Genomic DNA, 19,468 nt, shown 5'->3' with positions numbered 1-19,468 from the left:
TCATGATGAACGAGTACAGCGCTAGCGGCGAACCAGGCGCACCTGCCGATTATGAAGACCAGCCACGCCTGCTCCTCGTCGACGACGAGCCGCGCCTGCTCGCTTCGCTCTACGAACTGCTGCGCGACCGCGGCTTCCACCTGACCACGGCCAGCTCCGGCACCGAGGCGATCGCCCACCTGTCGCGCTTCCGTTTCGACCTGGTCCTGCTCGATTTGCGCATGCCCGACATCGGCGGCCACGAGATCATGGACTTCATGAACGAGCGCGGCGTCGACGCCGACGTCATCGTGATGAGCGGCGAAGTCGGCATCGACGCGGCCATCGGCGCCTTGAAGCGCGGCGCCTACGACTACCTGCGCAAGCCCTACAGCCGCGAAGAGCTGCTGAAAACGGTCGGCAACGCGCTCGAGCAGCGCCGCCTGGCCGGCGCCAACCTGCGCATCGCGAACCAGCTGGAAAACTCGGAAAAGATGTACCGCTACCTGGTCGACAGCTCGCCGGACATCATCTACACGCTGAACCACGAAGGCCGCTTCACCTTCGTCAACGACCGCGCCTACCAGTTGCTGGGCTTTTCGCGCGATGAGCTGATCGGCAAGCATTACTCGATCCTGGTGCACGACGAAGACCTCGAGCGGGCGCGTTATGTCTTCAACGAGCGCCGCGTCGACGAACGCGCCTCGCGCAACGTCGAACTGCGCCTGAAGTGCCGGGGCGCGCGCAGCAATACCGGCGACCGCACCTTCAACAACACCCTGATGACGATCTCGCTGAACTCGATCGGCATGCACGTGCCCGACGGCGAAGTGCGCAAGCTCGAATTCTTCGGCACCTATGGCGTGGCGCGCGACATCACCGACCGCAAGCGCGCCGAGGAAGTCATCTCCTACCAGGCCTACCACGACATCCTGACCGACCTGCCGAACCGGATCCTGTTCAAGGACCGCCTCGGCCTGGCCGTGATCCAGGCCAAGCGCAAGCAGACCGAACTGGCGGTGATGTTCATCGACCTCGACCGTTTCAAACTGGTCAACGACACGCTCGGCCACGTCAAGGGCGACGAGCTGCTGCAGCAGGCGGCGGTGCGCCTGAAGGATTGCCTGCGCCGCGGCGACACCATCGCGCGCCAGGGCGGCGACGAGTTCACCATCGTCCTGCCCGAGCTGCGCGACCGCGACGACGCGCGCATCATCGCCGACAAGTTCCTCGAGAGCCTGCAGCGCCCGTTTGACCTGGACGGCCACGAAGTGCACATCTCGGCCTCGATCGGCATTGCGATCTACCCCGGCGACGGCGAATCGATCGACGAACTGCTGCGCCATGCCGACATCGCGATGTACCAGGTCAAGGCGCTGGGCAAGAACGGCCACAGTTTTTATCACAACTCGATGCTCGACGTGTCGCACCAGAAGATCGCGCTCGAGCAGGCGCTGCGCCGCGCGCTCGAGCACAACGAGCTGGAGATGTATTACCAGCCGCAGATCGACTCGACCAGCGGGCGCATCGTCGGCGCCGAAGCGCTGATGCGCTGGAACCATCCGACGCGCGGCCTGCTGGCCGCCGGCGAGTTCCTGCCTTTCGCCGAAGAGAACGGCCTGATGCTGCCGATTTCGGACTGGATGATCGGCGCCCTGTGCCGCGACATGCTGCAGTGGAACCTGGCCAGCGGCCAGGAAGTCAAACTGTCGCTGAACCTGTCGCCGCAATACCTCGACCGCGGCGACTTCTTCGAGAAGATGCGCGGCGCCCTGGTGCGCTACGGAATTTCCCCCGGCCAGATCGAGGTCGAAATCACCGAAAACATCTGCATCCGCAATCCGCAGTATGCGATCGAGCAGCTCAATAAACTGTGCCAGCTGGGCGTATCGGTAGCGATCGACGACTTCGGCACCGGCTACTCGTCGCTCTCCTACCTGCACCGCTTCCCGATCCACACGATGAAGATCGACCAGTCCTTCGTGCAGGAGATCCACGACGCCAACGGCCACTACCCGGTGATCCTTGCGATCATCTCGATCGCACGCGGGCTGAAACTGAACCTGGTCGCCGAGGGCGTCGAGACCGAGACGCAGGCCGATTACCTGCGCGCCAACGGCTGCGAAACGATGCAGGGCTACCTGTTCCACCGTCCGATTTCGCTCTCGTCCTTCATCGGCGTGCTGCGCGCCCAGGTGCCGATGGCGTCCGCGCCGCGGCCCCCGCGGCCGGCCGTGCGCGTGCTGCGCGCCTGACCCCTGCCCATGCATAGCGCCAGCGCGCCCGTCCCGAGCGAACGCCACACGGCCGAGTACCTGCGCGTCAAGGGACTGGCCGAGCGCGGCATCGCCAGCGCCCAGCACAGCCTGGGCTACATGTACGCCAATGGCGAAGGCGTGGCGCGCAGCGAAACCATGGCCGTGGCCTGGTACCGCAAGGCGGCCGAAGCCGGCTTGAGCCACGCCCAGTACAACCTCGGCGTCATGTTCCAGAAGGGGCAGGGCGTGGCGCAGGACCAGGCCGAGGCGATCTACTGGTACACCCGGGCGGCCGAGCAGGCGTATGCGCCGGCCCAGTACAACCTGGGCTGGCTGTATGCGAAGGGGCAGGGCGTCCAGGCCGACATCGGCCTGGCGCTGCACTGGTTCCGCCAGGCGGCCGAACAGGGCGACCCCGGCGCCCAGCACAACCTCGGCATGATGTTCGAAGGCGGCAAGGGCATGGCCCAGGACCTGGACGCGGCGCTGGCCTGGTACCGGCGCGCCGCGGCCCAGGGCTATGCGCGCGCGCAGTTCGCCCTCGCCCTGCGCTACGACAGCGGCCAGGGCGTGGAGCGCAATCCGGTGGAGGCCCTGGCCCTGCTGCGGCTGGCCGCGGAACAGGGCTATGCACCGGCCCAGTTCAACCTGGCGCTGCGCTACGATAAGGGTGACGATCATGGCGAGGGCGTCGAGCAGGACAGCCGCCAGGCGATTGCCTGGTACGAGCGCGCCGGCGCCCAGGGGCACGCCAGTTCCCAGTTCAACCTCGCGCTGATCCTCGACAGCGGCCATGGCGTGGCGCGCGACGAAGCGGCGGCCCTGACCTGGTACCGCCGCGCCGCCGAGCGCGGCCATGCGGGCGCGCAGGACAACCTCGGCCTGCGCTACGAGCACGGCCAGGGCGTCGAACGCGACCACGCGCAGGCCGCAAACTGGTACCGGCAAGCCGCCGTCCAGGGGCTGCCGGCGGCGCAGTACCACCTGGCCCAGCTGCTCGATGGCGGCATCGGCATCGAGCACGATCCGGCCCAGGCCGTCGAGTGGTATGTGCGCGCGGCCGAGCAGGGCCACCTGCGCGCCCAGTTCGACCTCGGCCTGCGCTACGAGAACGGCGCTGGCGTGGCGCCCGATCCGGCGCGCGCGCTGCGCTGGTATTTGCGCGCGGCCGAGCAGGACTATGCGCCGGCCCAGCACATGGTCGCCACCCTGCTCGACCGCAGCGAGTCGGTCGATCCCGCGGAGGCGACCGGTTGGTACCGCAAGGCGGCCGACGCCGGCCACGCGCTGGCCCAGTTCGCGCTCGGACTGCGCCATGACACCGCCCATGGCGCCGAGCGCGACGACGAAGCCGCCCATTTCTGGTACCTGTGCGCTGCGCGCCAGGGCCATGCGCGGGCGCAGTTCAATATCGGCGTGATGTTGGCGATGGGGCAGGGCACGATGCGCGACCTGGTCGAGGCGCATGGCTGGCTGGCGCGGGCAGCAAGCAGCGGCATCGCAGCGGCGGGACCGTACATGAAGCGGGTGCTTGGCCGCATGACGGCGGAGCAGCTGGCGCAGGTGCGCGGAGTCGAGCGCGAAGCGGCGTAAGGGCCCAAAACCCATCCCGATCGCCGGCCCCCACGGTTAAAATACGGACACAACAACCACAACGTTCCCCCGGAGATCCATGAACAAACCGCTTCCTGCCGTGCTGGCGCTGGCGCTGGCGCTCGCCTTCGCTTCGACCGCCGTCCTGCCCGCGCACGCCGCCCCAGCCGCCGCCCCGGTAGTGAAATTCGACCGCAAAGCCTACACCATCAACCACAAGAAATTCGTGCTGCCGAACGGCCTGACCCTGGTCGTCCACGAGGACCACAGCGTGCCGGTGGTCGGCGTGAACATGTGGTACCACGTCGGTTCGCGCAACGAAAAGCGCGGCAAGACCGGTTTCGCCCACCTGTTCGAGCACTTCTTCTTCAACGGCTCCGAAAACTATCCGCGCGGCTTCCGCGAGGCGATGGACGACCTCGGCGCGAACAACCGCAACGGCACCACGAATACCGACCGCACCAACTTCTTCGAAGACGTGCCGGTGTCGGCGCTGGAGCGCACCCTGTTCCTCGAATCGGACCGCATGGGCTTCCTCGGCAACTACATCTCGAAGGAGATGCTCGAGCGCGAGCGCGGCGTGGTGCAGAACGAAAAGCGCCAGGGCGAAAACCAGCCCTATGGCCGCGTGCGCAATGAAATCGGCGCCAAGATGTACCCGTATTCGCACCCGTATTCGTGGTCGACCATCGGCAGCATGGAAGATTTATCCGCCGCCTCGCTGGAAGACATCCGCGAGTGGTACCGCACCTATTACGGCCCGAACAACGCGGTCATTTCGCTGGCCGGCGACATCACGCCGGAAAAGGCGCTCGAGCTGGTCACCAAATACTTCGGCGCGATCCCGCCGGGCCCGCCGCTGCCGCGTACCGAGCAGTGGATCCCCACGCTGGAACGCAACATCCGCGACGAGATGGAAGACCATGTGCCGCAGGTGCGCATCTACCGCAGCTGGCACGTCGCTTCCTGGCGCGACGCCGATACCCCGCGTTTGACCCTGCTCGCCGAAGTGCTGGCCGGCTCGAAGAGCGCACGGCTCGACAAGCGGCTGGTGTACGAGAAGAACCTCGCCACGAATGTCAGCGCCTACGTGAATGATGCGGAGCTGGCCGGCACCTTCAATGTCGTGGTCACGGTCAAGCCGGGGACCGATCCGCTGCTGGTCGAACGCGAGGTCGACGCCATCGTCGCCGAGCTGCTCGAAAAGGGCCCCACCGCGGCCGAACTGGCGCGCGTCAAGACCCGCACCCTGTCCGATTTTTCGCGCAGCCTGGAGCGCCTCGGCGGCCTGGGCGGACGCTCGGACGTGCTGGCCGAGAGCATGACCTACGGCGGCGCGCCCGACGCCTACCTGAATCGCCTGGAGCAGCTGTCGCAGGCGAAGCCGGCCGAGGTGCAGGCCGCCGGCAAGCGCTGGCTGCGCGCCAACCACTACACGATGACGGTGCGCCCGTTCGCAAAACTGGCTGCCGTCAAATCGACGCTGGACCGCAAGGTATTGCCGGCCCTGGGCGAGGCGCCGGACGTGAAATTCCCGGCCGTGCAGCGCGCCCAGCTGAAGAACGGCCTGAAAGTGATCCTGCTCGAGCGCCACACGGCGCCGATCGTGAACGCGACGCTGGCGGTGGACGCCGGCGCCGCGTCGGACACGCTGGCCAAGTCGGGCGCCGCTTCACTGGCGCTCGACCTGCTCGACAAGGGCACCAAAACGCGCGACGCCTTCGCGCTGTCGGACGCGCTGGAAAACCTGGGCGCACGCCTGTCGACCGGGACCGGCGCCGACCAGTCGCTGGTGCGGCTGCAGGCCACCTCCGCCAACCTGGCGCCGTCGCTCGCCATCATGGCCGACGCCGCGCTGGCGCCGAGCTTCCCGCAAGAGCAGTTCACGCTGCAAAAGGGACGCCGCGTGGCCCAGATCGGCCAGGAAAAGGCGCAGCCTGCCAGCCTGGCGAACCGCCTGGTGCCGGGCCTGCTGTACGGCCCGGAGCACGCCTACGGCAAGCCGGCCAGCGGCAGCACCCAAAGCGTCGAAGGCATCACCCGCGACGACCTGGCGGCCTGGCACGCGACCTGGTTCAAGCCGGGCAGCGCAACCCTGATCGTCGCCGGCGACACCACGATGGACAAGCTGCTGCCGGCCCTGGAAGCCTCGTTTGGCAAGTGGGCCGCGGGCACAGCCCCGGCGAAGCAGGTGACGGCGTCGAACGGCGCATCGAACGGTAGCGCAGGCAGGAAGCTCTACCTGGTCGACAAGCCGGATGCGCCGCAATCGACGATCGTCGCCGCGCACCTGTCGCTGCCTTACGGCCAGCCGGAAGACCTGGCGATCGAGCCGGTGATGAACAACTTCGGCGGCATCGCGACCTCGCGCCTGAACCGCAACCTGCGCCTGGACAAGCACTGGAGCTACGGCACCAACGCACGCCTGCTTGACGTGCGCGGCCAGCGCAGCTTCATCACGGTGGCGCCGGTACAGACCGACAAGACGGTCGAGGCGATGCGCGAAGTGGCGATGGAGGTCAAGGGCGTGGCCGGCGCGCGGCCGCTGGTGGGCACCGAATACGAGAGCATCATGCGCAACATGACCTCGCGCCTGGCCGGCCGCTTCGAGACGCTCGGCGCACTCGAAGGCGCGGCGCTGGCCAGCGTCAACCTGAACCTGCCGGAAGACTACTGGAGCAACTATTCGCGCAACCTGAAGGCCCTCACGCCGGCCCAGCTGGGCCAGGCCGCCGCCCGCTTCGTCAAGCCCGATGAAGTGACCTGGATGGTGATCGGCGACCTGCGCAAGGTGGAAGCCGGGATCCGTTCGCTGGGCTGGGGCGAAGTGGTGGTGCTGGATCAGGACGGCAAGCAGGTGAGGTGAGGATGGTGTAGTTCCTGGCGTGGGCTCTCGAGCCCACGCTGTCGTGCTGCACTGAACCGCCATTGTCACGGTTTCGATTGCCGACACGGGCTGTACATATCGTGGCTGGTATATACTGTACACCCATACAGTTTCGCAGCCACGATGAAACTTTCCGAGAAGCTCGAAATCCTGGCGGATGCCGCCAAGTACGACGCCTCCTGCGCCAGCAGCGGCGCCCCGAAACGCGCTTCCGACGGGAGCGACGGCGGCATCGGCGCAACTACCGGCATGGGCATTTGCCACAGCTATACGCCCGACGGCCGCTGCGTCTCGCTGCTGAAAATCCTGCTCACCAATTTCTGCGTCTACGATTGCCAGTACTGCGTCAACCGCCGTACCTCGAATGTGCCGCGCGCGCGCTTTTCGGTCGAGGAAGTGGTGAAGTTGACGCACGATTTCTACCTGCGCAACTACATCGACGGCCTGTTCCTCAGCTCGGGCATCATCCAGTCGAGTGACTACACGATGGAGCAGCTGGTCGCCGTGGCGCGCACGCTGCGCGAAGTCCACAATTTTCGCGGCTATATCCATTTAAAAACCATTCCCGACGCCGACCCGCTGCTCATCGCCGAGGCCGGCCGCTATGCCGACCGCCTGTCGGTCAATATCGAGCTGCCCACGCACGACAGCGTCACCCGCCTGGCGCCGGAAAAGAACGTGCACACGATCAAGCTGGCCATGGGTTCGATCCGCCGCAAGCTCGACGAAAAGGCCGACGAGCCGAAATTGCCGGCCTTTGCCCCAGCCGGGCAGAGTACGCAAATGATCGTCGGCGCCGACGCCAGCGACGACCAGACCATCCTCAATACCGCCGAGACCCTGTACGGCAGCTATAAACTCAAACGCGTGTACTACTCGGCCTTCAGCCCGATCCCGCAAAGCCCGGACAGCGTACCGCTGGCGCCCCCGCCGCTGCTGCGCGAGCATCGCCTGTACCAGGCCGATTTTCTGCTGCGCAGCTACGGTTTCACCTCCGGCGAACTGATGCCCGACGCCGGCAACCTGGCGCTCGACATCGACCCGAAACTGGCCTGGGCGCTGGCGAACCGCGACCACTTCCCGATGGACCTGAACCGCGCCGAGGAAACCATGATCGCGCGCGTGCCCGGCATCGGCCTGCGCAATGCCAAGCGCATCGTCGAGCTGCGCCGCCTGCGCCGGGTGCGCTGGGAAGATCTGTCGCGCCTGCGCTGCAGCATGAAGAAGATCGCGCCCTTCGTCGTCACGGCCGACTACAAGCCGGCGCAAGGCCTGGCCAGTTCCGACCTGCTGCGGCGCCACCTCGGCGCCCCGGCCGAGCAGATGAACCTGTGGCCCGAGTTGCAGGCGGCATGAACGCGGCGGCTGCCTCTGCCAGGGTTGCCGCCGGCCAGCCGCTGGTGGTTGCCAGCTTTACCGAATGGCGCACGGCCGCGCGCGACCTCTTGATGCACTGCGTGGCGCCGGAACTGGTGACCTGGAACGAGAGCGCCTCGCTCGATGCCGACCTGTTCTCGGGTGCGCCGGCTGCCTCGCCGCCTGGTGATAATGCTCCTGCCGGCACTACCATACTAAAACCGCCGCCCCACATTCCGCGTGCCTTCATGGACATGCTGCAGTCGGCCGCCTGCTGCCGCGTGCCCGACCGCTGGGCCTTCCTGTACCGCGTGATCTGGCGCTGGCAACGCGGCGAGCACGACGTGCAGTCGCCGGCCGACGTCGACGGCGTCAAGTTGGCGGCCATGGTGAAAGCGGTGCGGCGCGAGGAGCACGACATGCATGCCTATATCCGTTTCCGCGAGCGTCCCCTGGAGGCTGGCCCGCCGCGCTTCGCCGCCTGGTTCGAGCCGCGCCACGACGTGCTGCCGCAGGTGGCCGAACATTTCAAAAACCGCATGGGCGGCGTGACCTGGATGATCGGCACGCCCGAGGCCAGCGTGATGTGGGACGGTGCGACCTTGCACCACACGGGCCCCCTGATGTCGAGCGCCGCCGACCTGGATGACGCCGGTGAAGCTCTCTGGCTGACCTATTACCGCAGCATCTTCAATCCGGCGCGCGTGAATGCCCAGCTCCTGCAAAGCCACATACCCTCGCGCTTCTGGAAAAACCTGCCCGAAGGCGCGATCGTCCCGGGCATGGTCAGCAATGCCGAGCTGGGGGCGCGCAGCACCGGCCAGGCCCAGGCCGTGGGAAATAAAAGCGGTTTTACGATTCCGATCACCCCGGCCGACGCCCAGCCCGAGCGCCAGCAGCCGTCCAAGCTCGACGAGTGCCGGCGCTGCGAGCTGTGGCAGCACGCGACCCAGGCCGTGCCCGGGGAAGGACCGACGCAGGCGCAGATCATGCTGGTCGGCGAGCAGCCGGGCGACCAGGAAGACCTGGCCGGCAAGGCCTTTATTGGTCCCGCCGGCAAGCTGCTCGACCAGGTGTTCGCGGCGGCCGATCTGGAGCGCCAGGCGATCTACCTGACGAATGCCGTGAAACATTTCAAGTGGGAGCCGCGCGGCAAGCGCCGCCTGCACAAGACGCCGGCGCAGCGCGAAGTCGAAGCCTGCGGCTACTGGCTCGACAAGGAGCTGGCCAGCGTCCAGCCATCGGTGATCGTGGCGCTCGGGGCCACCGCGCTGAAAGCCGTGCTCGGCGATAAGAATGCCAAGCTGGGCGAATCGCTGGGCAAGGCCATCGCGCATGAGGGGCGCTGGGTCGTGACCGTCTACCACCCGTCCTACATCTTGCGGGTGCCGGACGAGAAGACCAAGAAGGAAGCCTTTACTGTGATGGTCGAGGGGCTGAAGCTGGCCAAGGCGCTATTGAACGGGCCGCCCGCAACAACTTAAGGTCCCGGCGCCACCGCCACATCGAAACGCACCATATCCCCGGCGCTGACTTGGCGCGCGGCCGCGGGCGGCGTCACGGTGCCGATTGCAAACCCGGGCTGCACCTGCACGATGGCAAGCGTCCCCACCGGCGTCTCGACCGTGCCGAGCGGCACCAGGGGATCGGTCCCGTACACCTGCTGGCGCGCGTCGCGCCGATAAATCACGAGCTGGTCGCCCGGCGTCACCGAGGAGGTGCCGCCGGCGTCGATAAAAATGCGGTCGCCCTGCACCTGCACCACCCGCGCCATGAAGGGCAGGGGAGCGAGGTCGAGCATGATGCCGGCGATGCCTTCGTCGAGGGCGCGCAGGATCGCGCCACCAAACGGCGTTTGCGCGAAGCTGGCGCTGCCAAAAGGCTTGTCGCGGCCGACGCGCTGCTCTCCCACCTGTTCCACGCTGGCGCGGCGCCGTGCCAGCAGGGCCCCGGTCAGGCCATCGTGCACGAAGAATTCGATCTCGATGCGGCGCGCATCCCTGGCGATCAGGCCGTACAAGGCCGGTTTGCCGAACTTGCTGGCGTCGACGATTTCGCCTGAAATGACGAACTGGCTCTCGTGCAGCGAGGCCAGGCGGCGCACGGCGGCCGTGTCCGCACTCGGCCCGCTGCTGCCGGGAGAAATCACCCAGGGGCTGGTTTTGCCGAGGAATTTGCCGGTGCCGGTGAGGCGGCTCAGGAGTTCCTGCGGCAGGCGGGTGGCGATGTCGTCGATATCGTCGAGCTGGGGCGAGCGGCGCACGTGGAAGGGCGTGACGACGACTTTTTTCTTGTAGCCGAGGTTGACGCTGCCCTTGGGCCGCGCTTCCTCTTCCTGCACCGCGATGCGCACATGCAGCATCGGGCCGGATTGCCATTCGCGCACGACGCTGTAGCGGTCGAATTCGGCGGTCGGCTGGACCCGGCTGCTTTCGTAGGCGCCGCGCTGGCCCGAGCCGGCCGCGACATCGATCCGCGCGCCGGTGCGCAAGCCGAGCTGCTCGAGCGCATCCTTGATCGCGAGCTGGCGCGCACGCGCCACGCCGCCGTCGGCGATCGCGGCGATACCCTCGGCTTCGATGGGCGCGGCCAGGGCCGGCTGGGACAGCGCCAGCAGCAGCGCCAGCAGGGTGGCGCTGAATTTACTGCGCATGGTAGAACGAGGCGCCATAGCTCGCGCCGGGACCGGCGCTGCCGACCATGGCGCGCGCGCTCCTTGCGCCGGGCGCGGCGCTGTAGCGTGCCTGCGCCTGGGAACGGGCTGCATTGGCGTCGAAATCCATCTCTACCGTCGTCTCGTAGGTGCCGTCTTCGCGCTGGGCGACGTTGGTCACGCGCGCGCCACGGATGAAGGCGTCAATATACACCTTGAAACTGTCGTCCTTCAGCGCCAGCGAAGCCACCGTGCTGCCGCCTTCGATGCGCAGGCCATAGACCTGCTCGGCCATGGTGCGGTAGGCATCCAGGCGCGAGGCGCGCATCGCCAGCAGCTTGCGCTGGGCCGGCGCCACGCGCTCGCACTGGCCGACGCAGACGGTATTGTTGACGGCTGCATAGCCGGTGGCGTTCAGGGTGACGACGGGCTGGGCGGCACTCTGTCGGGCAGGCAGATGCAGGGTGCCGCAGGCGGAGAGCAGGGAGGCGCAAGCAAGGGCGAGGGCAGCGACGAGTTTCATGACGGATCCGGTAAAAATGCGGGGCGCGAAAGGCGCGGTATCAGTCAGAATAACGGCCGCTGCGGCCGGATCTTTATGGACGTACGGAAATATTTACCGTAACGACCAGATCGATCATGAGGAAGACAGCACGAACTGGTTACCGTCCGGATCTTTCATGATGGCGAATTCGCCCCAGGGCTGCTTCTGCGGCGGCGAAATGAACTCGACGCCGCGGCTCGACAACTGGCGGTAAGTCGCCTCGACATCGTCGCAGGCGAGCGAGCCGTTGAAGGCGCTGCCGATGCGGTCTTCCTGGCCATCCGGCGTGAACAGCACGAAACGCGTGTCGGAAGCACCGACGCGCAGTTCGATCCAGCGCTGTTTGCCGAAGGGCTGGTCGGTGATCACGCGAAAGCCGAGCTTTTCGGTATAGAAGGCAAGCGCGACGTCCTGGTCGCGGGTCGGGATGCTGACGAATTTGATGTGGGTGATCACGCGGGTCTCCTCTGTTGACATCGGACATTTTCGCACGGGACAGGGTCGCGCTATAATCATCGTGACTATACTCTTGAAGACTACAGTGACGATCCTGGACCCGTATGTGCTTGACGTACTGATGCCCGATCTCGTCGGCCACGAGCATTCGCCGGCCGCCTTCGTCATTTACCTTTATCTTTGGCACCGGATCGAGGCGATCGAGGGCCGTACAGTGCAGCTGAGCTATGCGACGATGGCGCTGGAAACCGGCCTGTCGCGCGTCACTGCCCAGCGCGCCATCGCCTTGCTCGAACGGCGGCAACTGATCAAAGTCACGCGACCCTCGCGCACTGCCGTGCCGGGCTACCTGGTGCTGCGGCCCTGGGCGGCGCGCAAGCAGGCGGAATAACCAAGCATGCATATGCTTCTTGTAACATCTTGTTGCTTGATGGTGGTTGCTTAGTTCGCTTAACGTAAAGACAATGCCGTTCAGTAATTAACTAGAGAAAGAAATGCCATGATGTCCAATCGCATATTGCCGGTCCTGAGCTTGTGTTTCCTGAGCCTGCCGGCAGGGGCGCAGACCGTGACTCCGGTCGCTCCCCCGGCCGCCGCCGCGTCGACGCTCGACAATGGCGAAGCCGTTCCCCAAACCGTGCTCGTTTCGGGCGTCCGCCCGGGGCCAGGCATGTGGAAAGTATCGAAGGGTAACAATGTGATGTGGGTGTTCGGCACCTATTCGCCGCTGCCATCCAGGATGGAATGGCGCTCGACCAAGGTCGAGAAAGTCATCGCCGCATCCCAGGAATACCTGAAGGCGCCAGGTCTTTCCTTCGAGGTCGGCTGGAATGCGGTCACCGCCTTGCCCTACGCAATCGGCATCAAAAACAATCCTGATGGCGCTGAACTGAAGGATGTATTGCCGCCTGAGGTGTACGCACGCTGGCAGCCATTGAAGGCAAAATATTTTGCCAACGACAGCGGCGTCGAGCGCCAGCGCCCGACCTTTGTCGCCGGGGAACTCTACAGCCGTGCCTTGAAGCAGGCCGGACTTTCCGGAGACGACGAGGTACGCACCAAAATCGGCAAGCTGGCGGAAAAGCACAAGCTGAAATTCACGGATGCGACCTATCGGGTGGCCATCAAGGACCCCGGCAGGGCCGCGCGCGATTTCAAGAAGTCGGCCATGGACGATGCACCCTGCCTGATGAAAACGATCGAAAGCCTCGACACCGATGTCGACGCCATGCGTACCTACGCGAATGCCTGGGCAAACGGCGAGCTCGACGAAATCCGCAAGCTGAACTTCAGTGACCGGGCCAATGCCTGCATCCACGCAGTCGGCACGAGCTCGCTCGGAAAGAATCAGCCAGAACTGAAAAGCGCGCAGGAAACAGCGATGGCCCGCTGGCTCCTGGCCGCCGACAAGGCGCTGAAGACCAATGCCAGCACCTTTACCGTCGTGCCCATCAAGGAAATCCTGAACCCGAAGGGCGTGATTGCCACGCTGCAAAGCTGGGGTTATACGGTGGAGCCGCCGAAATAAGATGCGCCGGGCGCACGCAAAAGCGCCGGCTTGTGCCGGCGCTTTCAGACTGCCATGACTTGCACTGCAGTTACCTGGCTTGCCATTTGCGACGTGCGGCAACAAAGCCGACCAGCGCAATGCCGAACAGCGCGAAGCTGCCTGGTTCAGGAACTTTGTTTGGAGGCACCGGTGGAGCAACGGCGACGAGCTCGCCACCAAAGCCGTTGAGCTTGAAGTAATCGTTGCTGTTACCAAAATCGTTTGGGATAGGTCCCGCCGTATAGGCCGAATTGTAAGCACTCACCAGCCACCAGGCGCCGGTTTTGGCATTCGCGCCGGTATTGAAGTTCAGGACAGGATTCGTGCGCAGCGTCGAGTAGTTACCCACCCAATCCCAATCCGCCGCCGCGTCCAGGGTCGCCACCGTATTGCTGGCAAGCGAAGCCGGCGCACCGGCGCCGGTATAGCGCAAGATGCTGACGTCGGCATCGCCATTGAGCCAGCCAATCGAAATCTGGTTCAGGGCGAAGTTGGCCGCGCCGAAATTGATCAGGAAGGCATCGGTGCCGTTGACGTTGTCGGCGGAGTGCTGGGAGCCGTCACCTGGTTCGCCGGCGGCGTCGATACCCAGGCCGTAGCCTGCAAAATAGTCGATCGATGCAGTTGCAAATTTACCGTTGGTCGGAGCGGACCATGCCGTCGCCGTTGCCGTATGGTTGACACCCGACACCCTCGTCGCGCACGTCACCGAAGTGGCTGTGGCACTGGCGTAGCCGCAAGTCGATTCATTGAAAGTAATCGGCCCAGCTTGTGCCACGCCATGTGCTGCAACGGTAAGCGAGAAAGCGAGCGCGCTAAATTGATTCAATTTCATCATAAGCCTGTAAATTATTGTTTCCGTTAAGATATATTCATTAACATAGTACAACAAAATTACCGGAATTGATCACCCACCTTGGCTTTTGCTCAATGATTCAAGGGCGTAGTTGTGCTATAGACACAAATATGATAAATATTGCAATTAACTGCCATGTTGGCAAGGATGCGCAAGGCGCGTAGAATGTTGGCAACGCGGGTGTAGCTCAATGGTAGAGCAGAAGCTTCCCAAGCTTACGACGAGGGTTCGATTCCCTTCACCCGCTCCAGCGACAAATCAAAGCCTTCCGCCCTGGCAGTGCCACTCCACCAATACCGATAAAGCGCCCCTAAAACGGCAGGGCTTCGTTCTGCCTTGGCGGCAGCGACACATCGAGATCGCGCAGTTCCAGCGTCTCGAGCTGCAGCAAGGCCAGCAGCTGCGCGGTCTGGAACGGGGCCCAGGCCCGGAAACCGTTCGGCTCGATCGATACCAGCATCACCGGGCGCGTCGGAAAGTGCGCCGAGACGGTTTTCCATACCGGCTCGGCCGCGCCTGTCACCGTATAGCGCGGCTCGACGATGGCCACGACGACAGGCGAACCGTGCGGCGCGAATTCGGTGATCTGCACCCGCATCAGATCCGGTCGCTTTCCTTGCGCACGACACGGCCGATGATGAGGCAAGCCTCGCCCTCGCAGGCGCGGCGGTAATAGGTGCGCTGGTCCGGGTTGTCCGAGGCCAGCCACCAGCGGCCGCCGTCTTTCTGCATGCGCTTGACGACCGGTTCGCCATTGAAATTCACGGCGAACACTTCGCCGACCACCGGCTTCCTGTCGGCGGTATTGATCACGACGATATCGTCCTCGTACAAGGTCGGCTCCATGCTCTGGCCCTTGATCAGGATGGCGATCAGGCTGGCCGGACGCAGACCCTTGCGTTCGATCCAGTCGCGGCGCATGCCGACGGTGCCGCCGTCGTGCTGCTCGGGCTCGGTCTGGAAGCCGGTGACGCCGGCCGACAGGCGCAGCTTGACCATCGGCACCTGGACGAACGCCTCGTCGTTGGGGTCGAGCAGCTCGACGCGCATCGCGCCCGGGATCAGGGCCTCGGGATTTGATCCCTGCAGGCCGGCGATGATGGCCGGCGGCAGGCTTTTACCGGTGACCTTGGCGATGGCCAGCAATTGCTGGAGGTTCGGACTGTGCTTCTCGGTCTCCCAGTGCGAGATATTCGCCTTGGTATGGCCGCGCGCCGTCCCCAGCGCGAACGCCAGTTTGGTCCCGAGCGCTTCCCCGGACAGGCCGGCATCCTTGCGCGCCTCTTTGAGCCAGTTGGCAATCATTGTCTTGAGTTCCATGGCGCAAGTGTATAGGAAGCGGCGCGCGTTTGTATAGAAAATCTTGACCAGCAAGTATAGAATACCTATACTTTGTTTAATCGTTGTCAATATCTAACGCAGCGATGCTGACCCAAGCCCAGTGAAAGGACACCCATGAACAAGCTGACATTTCCCGACATGACGAGCTATCTTGGAGCGCTCGCTGCGCTCCTGGCGTCTTTTACCCTGGGAGAGTGGAGTGTCCTGGCCGGGATCGTGACCGCGCTCGTGACCTGCGCCTCGAACCTGGCCTACATGCGCCGCAAGGATGCGCGCGAGCAGCGCCAGGCCGAGCTGGCCGAGCGTGAAACGCTGGCCCGGCTGGAGGGGCTGAAACTGAAGTAATCAGCTATCCTGACATTCACCTGGTTCCAGACCAGATCCAGACGGGGTTCAATATGAAAATACATTCCCGCCAGCGCCGGCTTTTATTACAAGCCTCGCTCGCCGCCGCCGGCATGGCCATCGCAGCACCGGGCGCCGCCGCCACCGCCGCCACCGCATTACCACTCGTTCTGCGCAAGATCCCGTCCTCGGGCGAAGCCTTGCCCGTCGTCGGCCTCGGCAGCTGGATCACCTTCAATGTCGGCAGGGATCCTGCCGCGCGCGCCGTCAGTGCCGAGGTCGTGCGCGCCTTTTTTGCGGGCGGCGGCCGCATGATCGACTCGTCGCCGATGTACGGCTCTGCCCAGGACGTGATCGGCGACGCGCTGGTGCGCCTGGGCCACCCGCCCGCGCTGTTCTCGGCCGACAAGGTCTGGATCGGCGCGGGCGAGCGTGGCCCGGCGCAGATTGAATCCTCGCGCAAGCTGTGGCGTGTGCCGCGCTTCGATTTGCTCCAGGTGCACAACCTGCTGGCCTGGGAAGACCATTTACGTACCCTGTTCGCGATGAAGGCGGCTGGGCGCCTGCGCTATGTCGGCATCACGACCTCCGAGGGGCGCCGCCATGGCGAGATTCTCAAGATCATGGGCAGCCAGCCGATCGACTTCGTGCAGGTCAGCTACAACATCCTCGATCGCGAGGTGGAACAACGGATCCTGCCGCTGGCGCGCGAGCGCCGCATTGCCGTGATCGCCAACCGGCCGTTTCGCCAGGGAGACTTGACCCAGGCGCTCGCCGGCAAGCCACTGCCGGGCTGGGCCGCTGAGATCGGCTGCAGCACCTGGGCCCAGGCGCTGCTGAAATTCATCGCCTCGCATCCGGATATCACCTGCGCCATTCCGGCCACGTCGAACCCGGCGCATGCGCGCGAAAACATGCTGGCCGCGCGCGGCCCCTTGCCGGACGCGGCGCTGCGCCGGCGCATGATCGCCGATGTGGAACGGCTGGCATGAGCGAGTGGTCGAGCTACGCGCTGTCGGACCTGCTGATGTTTTCCAAAGCGACGTATTTTCGGCTATTCGAACTGCATAGCCTGGCGCTCTGGCCGGCCCAGCTGCTGGCAATAGCGGCCGGCATCGTCCTGGTGGCCTGCCTGCTGCGCGGCGGCGAGCGGGCAGGGCGGACGGCTGCGGTGTTGCTCGCGCTGGCCTGGCTAGGCGTCGCCTGGGGCTATTTTGCCGAGCGCTACGCCACCATCAATACCGCCGCGCCATATTATGCGATCGCATTCGCGCTGCAGGCCGTGTTGCTGCTGTGGCTGGCGAGCCGGCGCGCCGCGGCACGCTTGATCGCGCCGGACGGCAGCCTGGCCAGGCTGGCGCTGGGCATCAGCTTGCTGGCGCTGCTGGCGTTTCCACTGCTGGCGCCGCTGGCCGGACGGCCGTGGATGCAGGCCGAACTGTTCGGCCTGGCGCCGGATCCAAGCGTCGCCTTTACTTTCGGCGCCTTGCTGCTGTGGCGCGCACGCTGGATGCTGTGGATCGTGCCGCTGCTGTGGTGCGCGTTCACCGGCGCGACGCTGATGGAGCTGGGCTCAAGCCAGGCCTGGGTGTTGCCGGCAACGGGCCTGGTGGCGCTGGCGCTGCGGACGGTGGCCAGTGTCCGCGCGCGCCCGTCCCCGCCTTAAGAGCTCAGCAAATTCCCGGCCCGAAAAGCCGTTTCACCGGCGATCTTGCAGACGTGCATGCCGCGCAGCAAATGCCGGTGCGCCGTGCTGGCGAAGAAGACGCCGGGACGTTCCGGCCGGATTGGCGTAACGGTACCGGTGACCGGGTTGACGATCTCGGCGACCGTTTCCCCGGCGGCGACCCGCTCTCCCAGCTTTTTCACGAAGACCAGCACACCCGAATGCGGAGCCGTCAACGGTTCGACCCCTTCCAGCGGCGTCGGCGCGCACAGCGCCTGCGGCAGCGGAGTGAGCTGCAGGTCGAGGATGCCTGCGCGCGCCAGGTATTGCAGGATGGCGGCGGCGTCTTGTCGGGCCAGGTCATAGCGTACGTCGCTTTCCCCGCGCAGCTCGACCGTGATCGCGGCGCAGGCCGGGGGAATCGCGACATCCGGTCCGAAATGTTCGAGCAGCTCCCACCACAGCCGGCTGCAGGCTTCGTCAAAAGGCTCGCCGCCCGATTCGCGCGCAAGCAGAACGGCATGCGCCCCCATCAGGGTCGCCAGCGGCTGTGCGGCCGCGGCCAGCGGCTCGCCGGCGTACAGGTGCAGCACCGCCTCGTTGTCGCAATGCAGGTCGAGCATGATGTCGGCGTCGATCGCCATCGACAGCAGGATTTTTTTAAGCAGGCCCCCACTGGTGGTCGGCGCCCAGGCAGCCAGCGACTGGCGCGCGTGTTCGCGGATCAGCGCCACGTTGGCCTCGGCGTCCGGACCAAGCTTGCCCTCGAGCGAATTCTTCAGATCTTCGGCTACATGTTTGTAGGCGCGATTGAAGTTGACGCCGGTCGACAGGTCGTAGCGGCCGAAGGGCGTGCCGTGGATTGTCTGCGACAGCCCGATCGGATTGGCCGCCGGCACCAAAATGATTTCACCTTGGATGCGTCCTTCCGCGTCGAGGCGGTCGAGTTCCTCGCGCAAGAAATGAGCAACCAGCATGGCCGGCACTTCGTCGGCGTGCAGGGCCGCCTGAATATAGACTTTCTTGCCGACGCCCGGCTTGCCGTAATGGAAAGAGGTGAGCTGGAAGGTGGCGACGTTGTCTTCGATCGCGATCGGGTGCTTGGTGAAATGCATCGGGGGTCTCGGCAGGATGGGCGGCAATCGGCAATTATCGCGCAAAAACGGTAGGCTATAATGTGCGCCGTTCTTTCCTCATACTCATCTTCACTTCATTTCCCCTCATTTCCATGTCCGACGATATCCCTGACAACGGCCCGGCCCGTACGATGCTGTACGACCCACTTGACCACCGCATCCGCAGTTTCGTCACCCGCGCCGGCCGCCTGTCGACAGGGCAGGCACGCGCGCTCGACGAATTCGGTCCGAAGTTCCTGGTCGCCTATCAAAAGGATATGCTGGACTATGCAGCCGCCTTCGGGCGCCAGGCGCCGACCATCCTCGAAATCGGCTTCGGCATGGGTGATACCACGGCGCATATCGCGCGCCAGATGCCGGACAAGGATTTTATTGGCGTCGAAGTGCACACGCCGGGCGTGGGCAGCCTGCTCAAGCAGATTGGCGAGCAGGACATCACGAATTTGCGCCTGATCCAGCACGACGCTTTTGAAGTGCTGAACAACATGATCCCGGACGCCTCGCTTGCCGGCGTCCACATCTTCTTCCCGGACCCCTGGCACAAGGCGCGCCACAACAAGCGCCGCCTGATCCAGGCGCCCTTCGTCAAACTGCTGTGCCAGAAGCTGATGGCCGGTGGCTACATCCACCTGGCGACGGATTGGGAAGACTACGCGGTGCAGATGCTGGACGTCCTGGGCGCGGAACCGCTGCTGGCCAATACCGCCGAGGGCTATGCGCCGCAGCCGGCCTACCGGCCGCTGACCAAGTTCGAGAACCGTGGCATCAAGCTGGGGCACGGGGTGTGGGACCTCGTGTTTACGAAAAAGTAGGTAGTGCGAAAATTGTGCAGCAGGGCGTAGGGTGGGC

General features: G+C 65.0%; 18 protein-coding genes and 1 tRNA gene. 12 read left to right on the top strand and 7 right to left on the bottom strand.

What is annotated here, in order from left to right:
- The first annotated feature begins 5 nt into the window (after window positions 1–5).
- The 5 genes from AC56KZ_RS10425 (at window position 6) to AC56KZ_RS10405 (ending at window position 9,557) form a co-directional block, all read left to right on the top strand.
- Window positions 6–2,234 (top strand): EAL domain-containing response regulator, encoded by a 2,229-nt coding sequence (locus AC56KZ_RS10425; RefSeq protein ID WP_497162080.1) that lies wholly within the window; start codon window positions 6–8, stop codon window positions 2,232–2,234.
- Window positions 2,235–2,243: 9 nt separating this feature from the next.
- A complete protein-coding gene (locus tag AC56KZ_RS10420; protein WP_497162079.1) occupies window positions 2,244–3,830 on the top strand; it encodes a tetratricopeptide repeat protein in 1,587 nt (528 codons plus the stop codon).
- A 79-nt stretch (window positions 3,831–3,909) separates the two neighbouring features.
- The gene (locus AC56KZ_RS10415; RefSeq protein WP_497162078.1) at window positions 3,910–6,696 is read left to right on the top strand and encodes a M16 family metallopeptidase; all 2,787 of its coding nucleotides are present in this window, start codon (window positions 3,910–3,912) and stop codon (window positions 6,694–6,696) included.
- 144 nt (window positions 6,697–6,840) lie between these two features.
- The gene (locus AC56KZ_RS10410) at window positions 6,841–8,073 is read left to right on the top strand and encodes a putative DNA modification/repair radical SAM protein (RefSeq protein WP_497162077.1); all 1,233 of its coding nucleotides are present in this window, start codon (window positions 6,841–6,843) and stop codon (window positions 8,071–8,073) included.
- The gene (locus AC56KZ_RS10405; RefSeq protein WP_497162138.1) at window positions 8,070–9,557 is read left to right on the top strand and encodes a UdgX family uracil-DNA binding protein; all 1,488 of its coding nucleotides are present in this window, start codon (window positions 8,070–8,072) and stop codon (window positions 9,555–9,557) included. Before AC56KZ_RS10410 ends, AC56KZ_RS10405 begins: the two co-directional genes overlap by 4 nt.
- Here the strand turns inward: AC56KZ_RS10405 and AC56KZ_RS10400 are convergent.
- The 3 genes from AC56KZ_RS10400 to AC56KZ_RS10390 form a co-directional block, all read right to left on the bottom strand.
- Entirely contained in the window at window positions 9,554–10,726 is a 1,173-nt protein-coding gene (locus AC56KZ_RS10400; RefSeq protein WP_497162076.1) for a flagella assembly protein FlgT middle domain-containing protein, read from the bottom strand. The two genes, AC56KZ_RS10405 and AC56KZ_RS10400, sit on opposite strands and share 4 nt — an antisense overlap.
- The gene (locus tag AC56KZ_RS10395; RefSeq protein ID WP_497162075.1) at window positions 10,716–11,249 is read right to left on the bottom strand and encodes an LPP20 family lipoprotein; all 534 of its coding nucleotides are present in this window, start codon (window positions 11,247–11,249) and stop codon (window positions 10,716–10,718) included. Before AC56KZ_RS10395 ends, AC56KZ_RS10400 begins: the two co-directional genes overlap by 11 nt.
- A 114-nt stretch (window positions 11,250–11,363) precedes the next feature.
- Complete coding sequence (locus AC56KZ_RS10390; protein WP_497162074.1) at window positions 11,364–11,726, bottom strand: VOC family protein; 363 nt, start codon at window positions 11,724–11,726, stop codon at window positions 11,364–11,366.
- Between the two features lie 85 nt (window positions 11,727–11,811).
- Between AC56KZ_RS10390 and AC56KZ_RS10385 the strand changes: the two genes are divergently transcribed.
- Entirely contained in the window at window positions 11,812–12,117 is a 306-nt protein-coding gene (locus tag AC56KZ_RS10385; protein ID WP_497162073.1) for a hypothetical protein, read from the top strand.
- 108 nt (window positions 12,118–12,225) lie between these two features.
- The gene (locus tag AC56KZ_RS10380; RefSeq protein ID WP_497162072.1) at window positions 12,226–13,254 is read left to right on the top strand and encodes a TraB/GumN family protein; all 1,029 of its coding nucleotides are present in this window, start codon (window positions 12,226–12,228) and stop codon (window positions 13,252–13,254) included.
- Between the two features lie 70 nt (window positions 13,255–13,324).
- On the opposite strand, the gene xdp1 is transcribed toward AC56KZ_RS10380, so the two are convergent.
- A complete protein-coding gene (xdp1, locus tag AC56KZ_RS10375) occupies window positions 13,325–14,110 on the bottom strand; it encodes an exosortase-dependent surface protein XDP1 (protein WP_497162071.1) in 786 nt (261 codons plus the stop codon).
- Between the two features lie 197 nt (window positions 14,111–14,307).
- On the opposite strand from xdp1, the gene AC56KZ_RS10370 reads away from it, so the two are divergent.
- Window positions 14,308–14,381 (top strand) — tRNA-Gly (locus tag AC56KZ_RS10370).
- A gap of 60 nt (window positions 14,382–14,441) precedes the next feature.
- Here AC56KZ_RS10370 and AC56KZ_RS10365 read toward each other — a convergent pair.
- Both AC56KZ_RS10365 and AC56KZ_RS10360 read right to left on the bottom strand, forming a co-directional pair.
- On the bottom strand, window positions 14,442–14,729 hold the full coding sequence (locus AC56KZ_RS10365; RefSeq protein ID WP_497162070.1) for a hypothetical protein: 288 nt from the start codon (window positions 14,727–14,729) through the stop codon (window positions 14,442–14,444).
- Window positions 14,729–15,451, bottom strand: coding sequence for a S24 family peptidase (locus AC56KZ_RS10360; protein WP_497162069.1), 723 nt, complete (start codon window positions 15,449–15,451; stop codon window positions 14,729–14,731). The genes AC56KZ_RS10365 and AC56KZ_RS10360 overlap by 1 nt, the downstream gene beginning before the upstream one ends.
- A gap of 135 nt (window positions 15,452–15,586) precedes the next feature.
- Between AC56KZ_RS10360 and AC56KZ_RS10355 the strand changes: the two genes are divergently transcribed.
- The 3 genes from AC56KZ_RS10355 to AC56KZ_RS10345 are packed head-to-tail and all read left to right on the top strand — an operon-like array spanning window position 15,587 to window position 17,483.
- Window positions 15,587–15,817 (top strand): phage holin family protein, encoded by a 231-nt coding sequence (locus AC56KZ_RS10355; RefSeq protein ID WP_497162068.1) that lies wholly within the window; start codon window positions 15,587–15,589, stop codon window positions 15,815–15,817.
- Between the two features lie 53 nt (window positions 15,818–15,870).
- Entirely contained in the window at window positions 15,871–16,809 is a 939-nt protein-coding gene (locus tag AC56KZ_RS10350) for an aldo/keto reductase (protein WP_497162067.1), read from the top strand.
- Window positions 16,806–17,483, top strand: coding sequence for a DUF6064 family protein (locus AC56KZ_RS10345; RefSeq protein WP_497162066.1), 678 nt, complete (start codon window positions 16,806–16,808; stop codon window positions 17,481–17,483). Before AC56KZ_RS10350 ends, AC56KZ_RS10345 begins: the two co-directional genes overlap by 4 nt.
- Here the strand turns inward: AC56KZ_RS10345 and AC56KZ_RS10340 are convergent.
- A complete protein-coding gene (locus tag AC56KZ_RS10340) occupies window positions 17,480–18,598 on the bottom strand; it encodes a succinylglutamate desuccinylase/aspartoacylase family protein (RefSeq protein ID WP_497162065.1) in 1,119 nt (372 codons plus the stop codon). The genes AC56KZ_RS10345 and AC56KZ_RS10340 overlap by 4 nt on opposite strands.
- 152 nt (window positions 18,599–18,750) lie before the next feature.
- Between AC56KZ_RS10340 and trmB the strand changes: the two genes are divergently transcribed.
- Complete coding sequence (gene trmB / locus AC56KZ_RS10335) at window positions 18,751–19,431, top strand: tRNA (guanosine(46)-N7)-methyltransferase TrmB (protein ID WP_497162137.1); 681 nt, start codon at window positions 18,751–18,753, stop codon at window positions 19,429–19,431.
- The last annotated feature ends 37 nt before the right edge of the window (window positions 19,432–19,468 follow it).

The organism is Telluria sp. LT2P34 (genome assembly GCF_059685915.1).
This window is presented reverse-complemented; position numbering and strand designations above follow the sequence as displayed.

What these genes read in the sequence shown, in the direction of transcription:
- AC56KZ_RS10365 (WP_497162070.1), bottom strand. Translation starts at nt 14,729, where the DNA reads ATGCGGGTGCAGATCACCGAATTCGCGCCGCACGGTTCGCCTGTCGTC.
- AC56KZ_RS10405 (WP_497162138.1), top strand. Translation starts at nt 8,070, where the DNA reads ATGAACGCGGCGGCTGCCTCTGCCAGGGTTGCCGCCGGCCAGCCGCTG.
- trmB (WP_497162137.1), top strand. Translation starts at nt 18,751, where the DNA reads ATGCTGTACGACCCACTTGACCACCGCATCCGCAGTTTCGTCACCCGC.
- AC56KZ_RS10380 (WP_497162072.1), top strand. Translation starts at nt 12,226, where the DNA reads ATGATGTCCAATCGCATATTGCCGGTCCTGAGCTTGTGTTTCCTGAGC.
- AC56KZ_RS10420 (WP_497162079.1), top strand. Translation starts at nt 2,244, where the DNA reads ATGCATAGCGCCAGCGCGCCCGTCCCGAGCGAACGCCACACGGCCGAG.
- AC56KZ_RS10355 (WP_497162068.1), top strand. Translation starts at nt 15,587, where the DNA reads ATGAACAAGCTGACATTTCCCGACATGACGAGCTATCTTGGAGCGCTC.
- AC56KZ_RS10400 (WP_497162076.1), bottom strand. Translation starts at nt 10,726, where the DNA reads ATGCGCAGTAAATTCAGCGCCACCCTGCTGGCGCTGCTGCTGGCGCTG.
- AC56KZ_RS10425 (WP_497162080.1), top strand. Translation starts at nt 6, where the DNA reads ATGAACGAGTACAGCGCTAGCGGCGAACCAGGCGCACCTGCCGATTAT.
- AC56KZ_RS10350 (WP_497162067.1), top strand. Translation starts at nt 15,871, where the DNA reads ATGAAAATACATTCCCGCCAGCGCCGGCTTTTATTACAAGCCTCGCTC.
- AC56KZ_RS10340 (WP_497162065.1), bottom strand. Translation starts at nt 18,598, where the DNA reads ATGCATTTCACCAAGCACCCGATCGCGATCGAAGACAACGTCGCCACC.
- AC56KZ_RS10360 (WP_497162069.1), bottom strand. Translation starts at nt 15,451, where the DNA reads ATGGAACTCAAGACAATGATTGCCAACTGGCTCAAAGAGGCGCGCAAG.
- AC56KZ_RS10410 (WP_497162077.1), top strand. Translation starts at nt 6,841, where the DNA reads ATGAAACTTTCCGAGAAGCTCGAAATCCTGGCGGATGCCGCCAAGTAC.
- AC56KZ_RS10345 (WP_497162066.1), top strand. Translation starts at nt 16,806, where the DNA reads ATGAGCGAGTGGTCGAGCTACGCGCTGTCGGACCTGCTGATGTTTTCC.
- xdp1 (WP_497162071.1), bottom strand. Translation starts at nt 14,110, where the DNA reads ATGAAATTGAATCAATTTAGCGCGCTCGCTTTCTCGCTTACCGTTGCA.
- AC56KZ_RS10415 (WP_497162078.1), top strand. Translation starts at nt 3,910, where the DNA reads ATGAACAAACCGCTTCCTGCCGTGCTGGCGCTGGCGCTGGCGCTCGCC.
- AC56KZ_RS10395 (WP_497162075.1), bottom strand. Translation starts at nt 11,249, where the DNA reads ATGAAACTCGTCGCTGCCCTCGCCCTTGCTTGCGCCTCCCTGCTCTCC.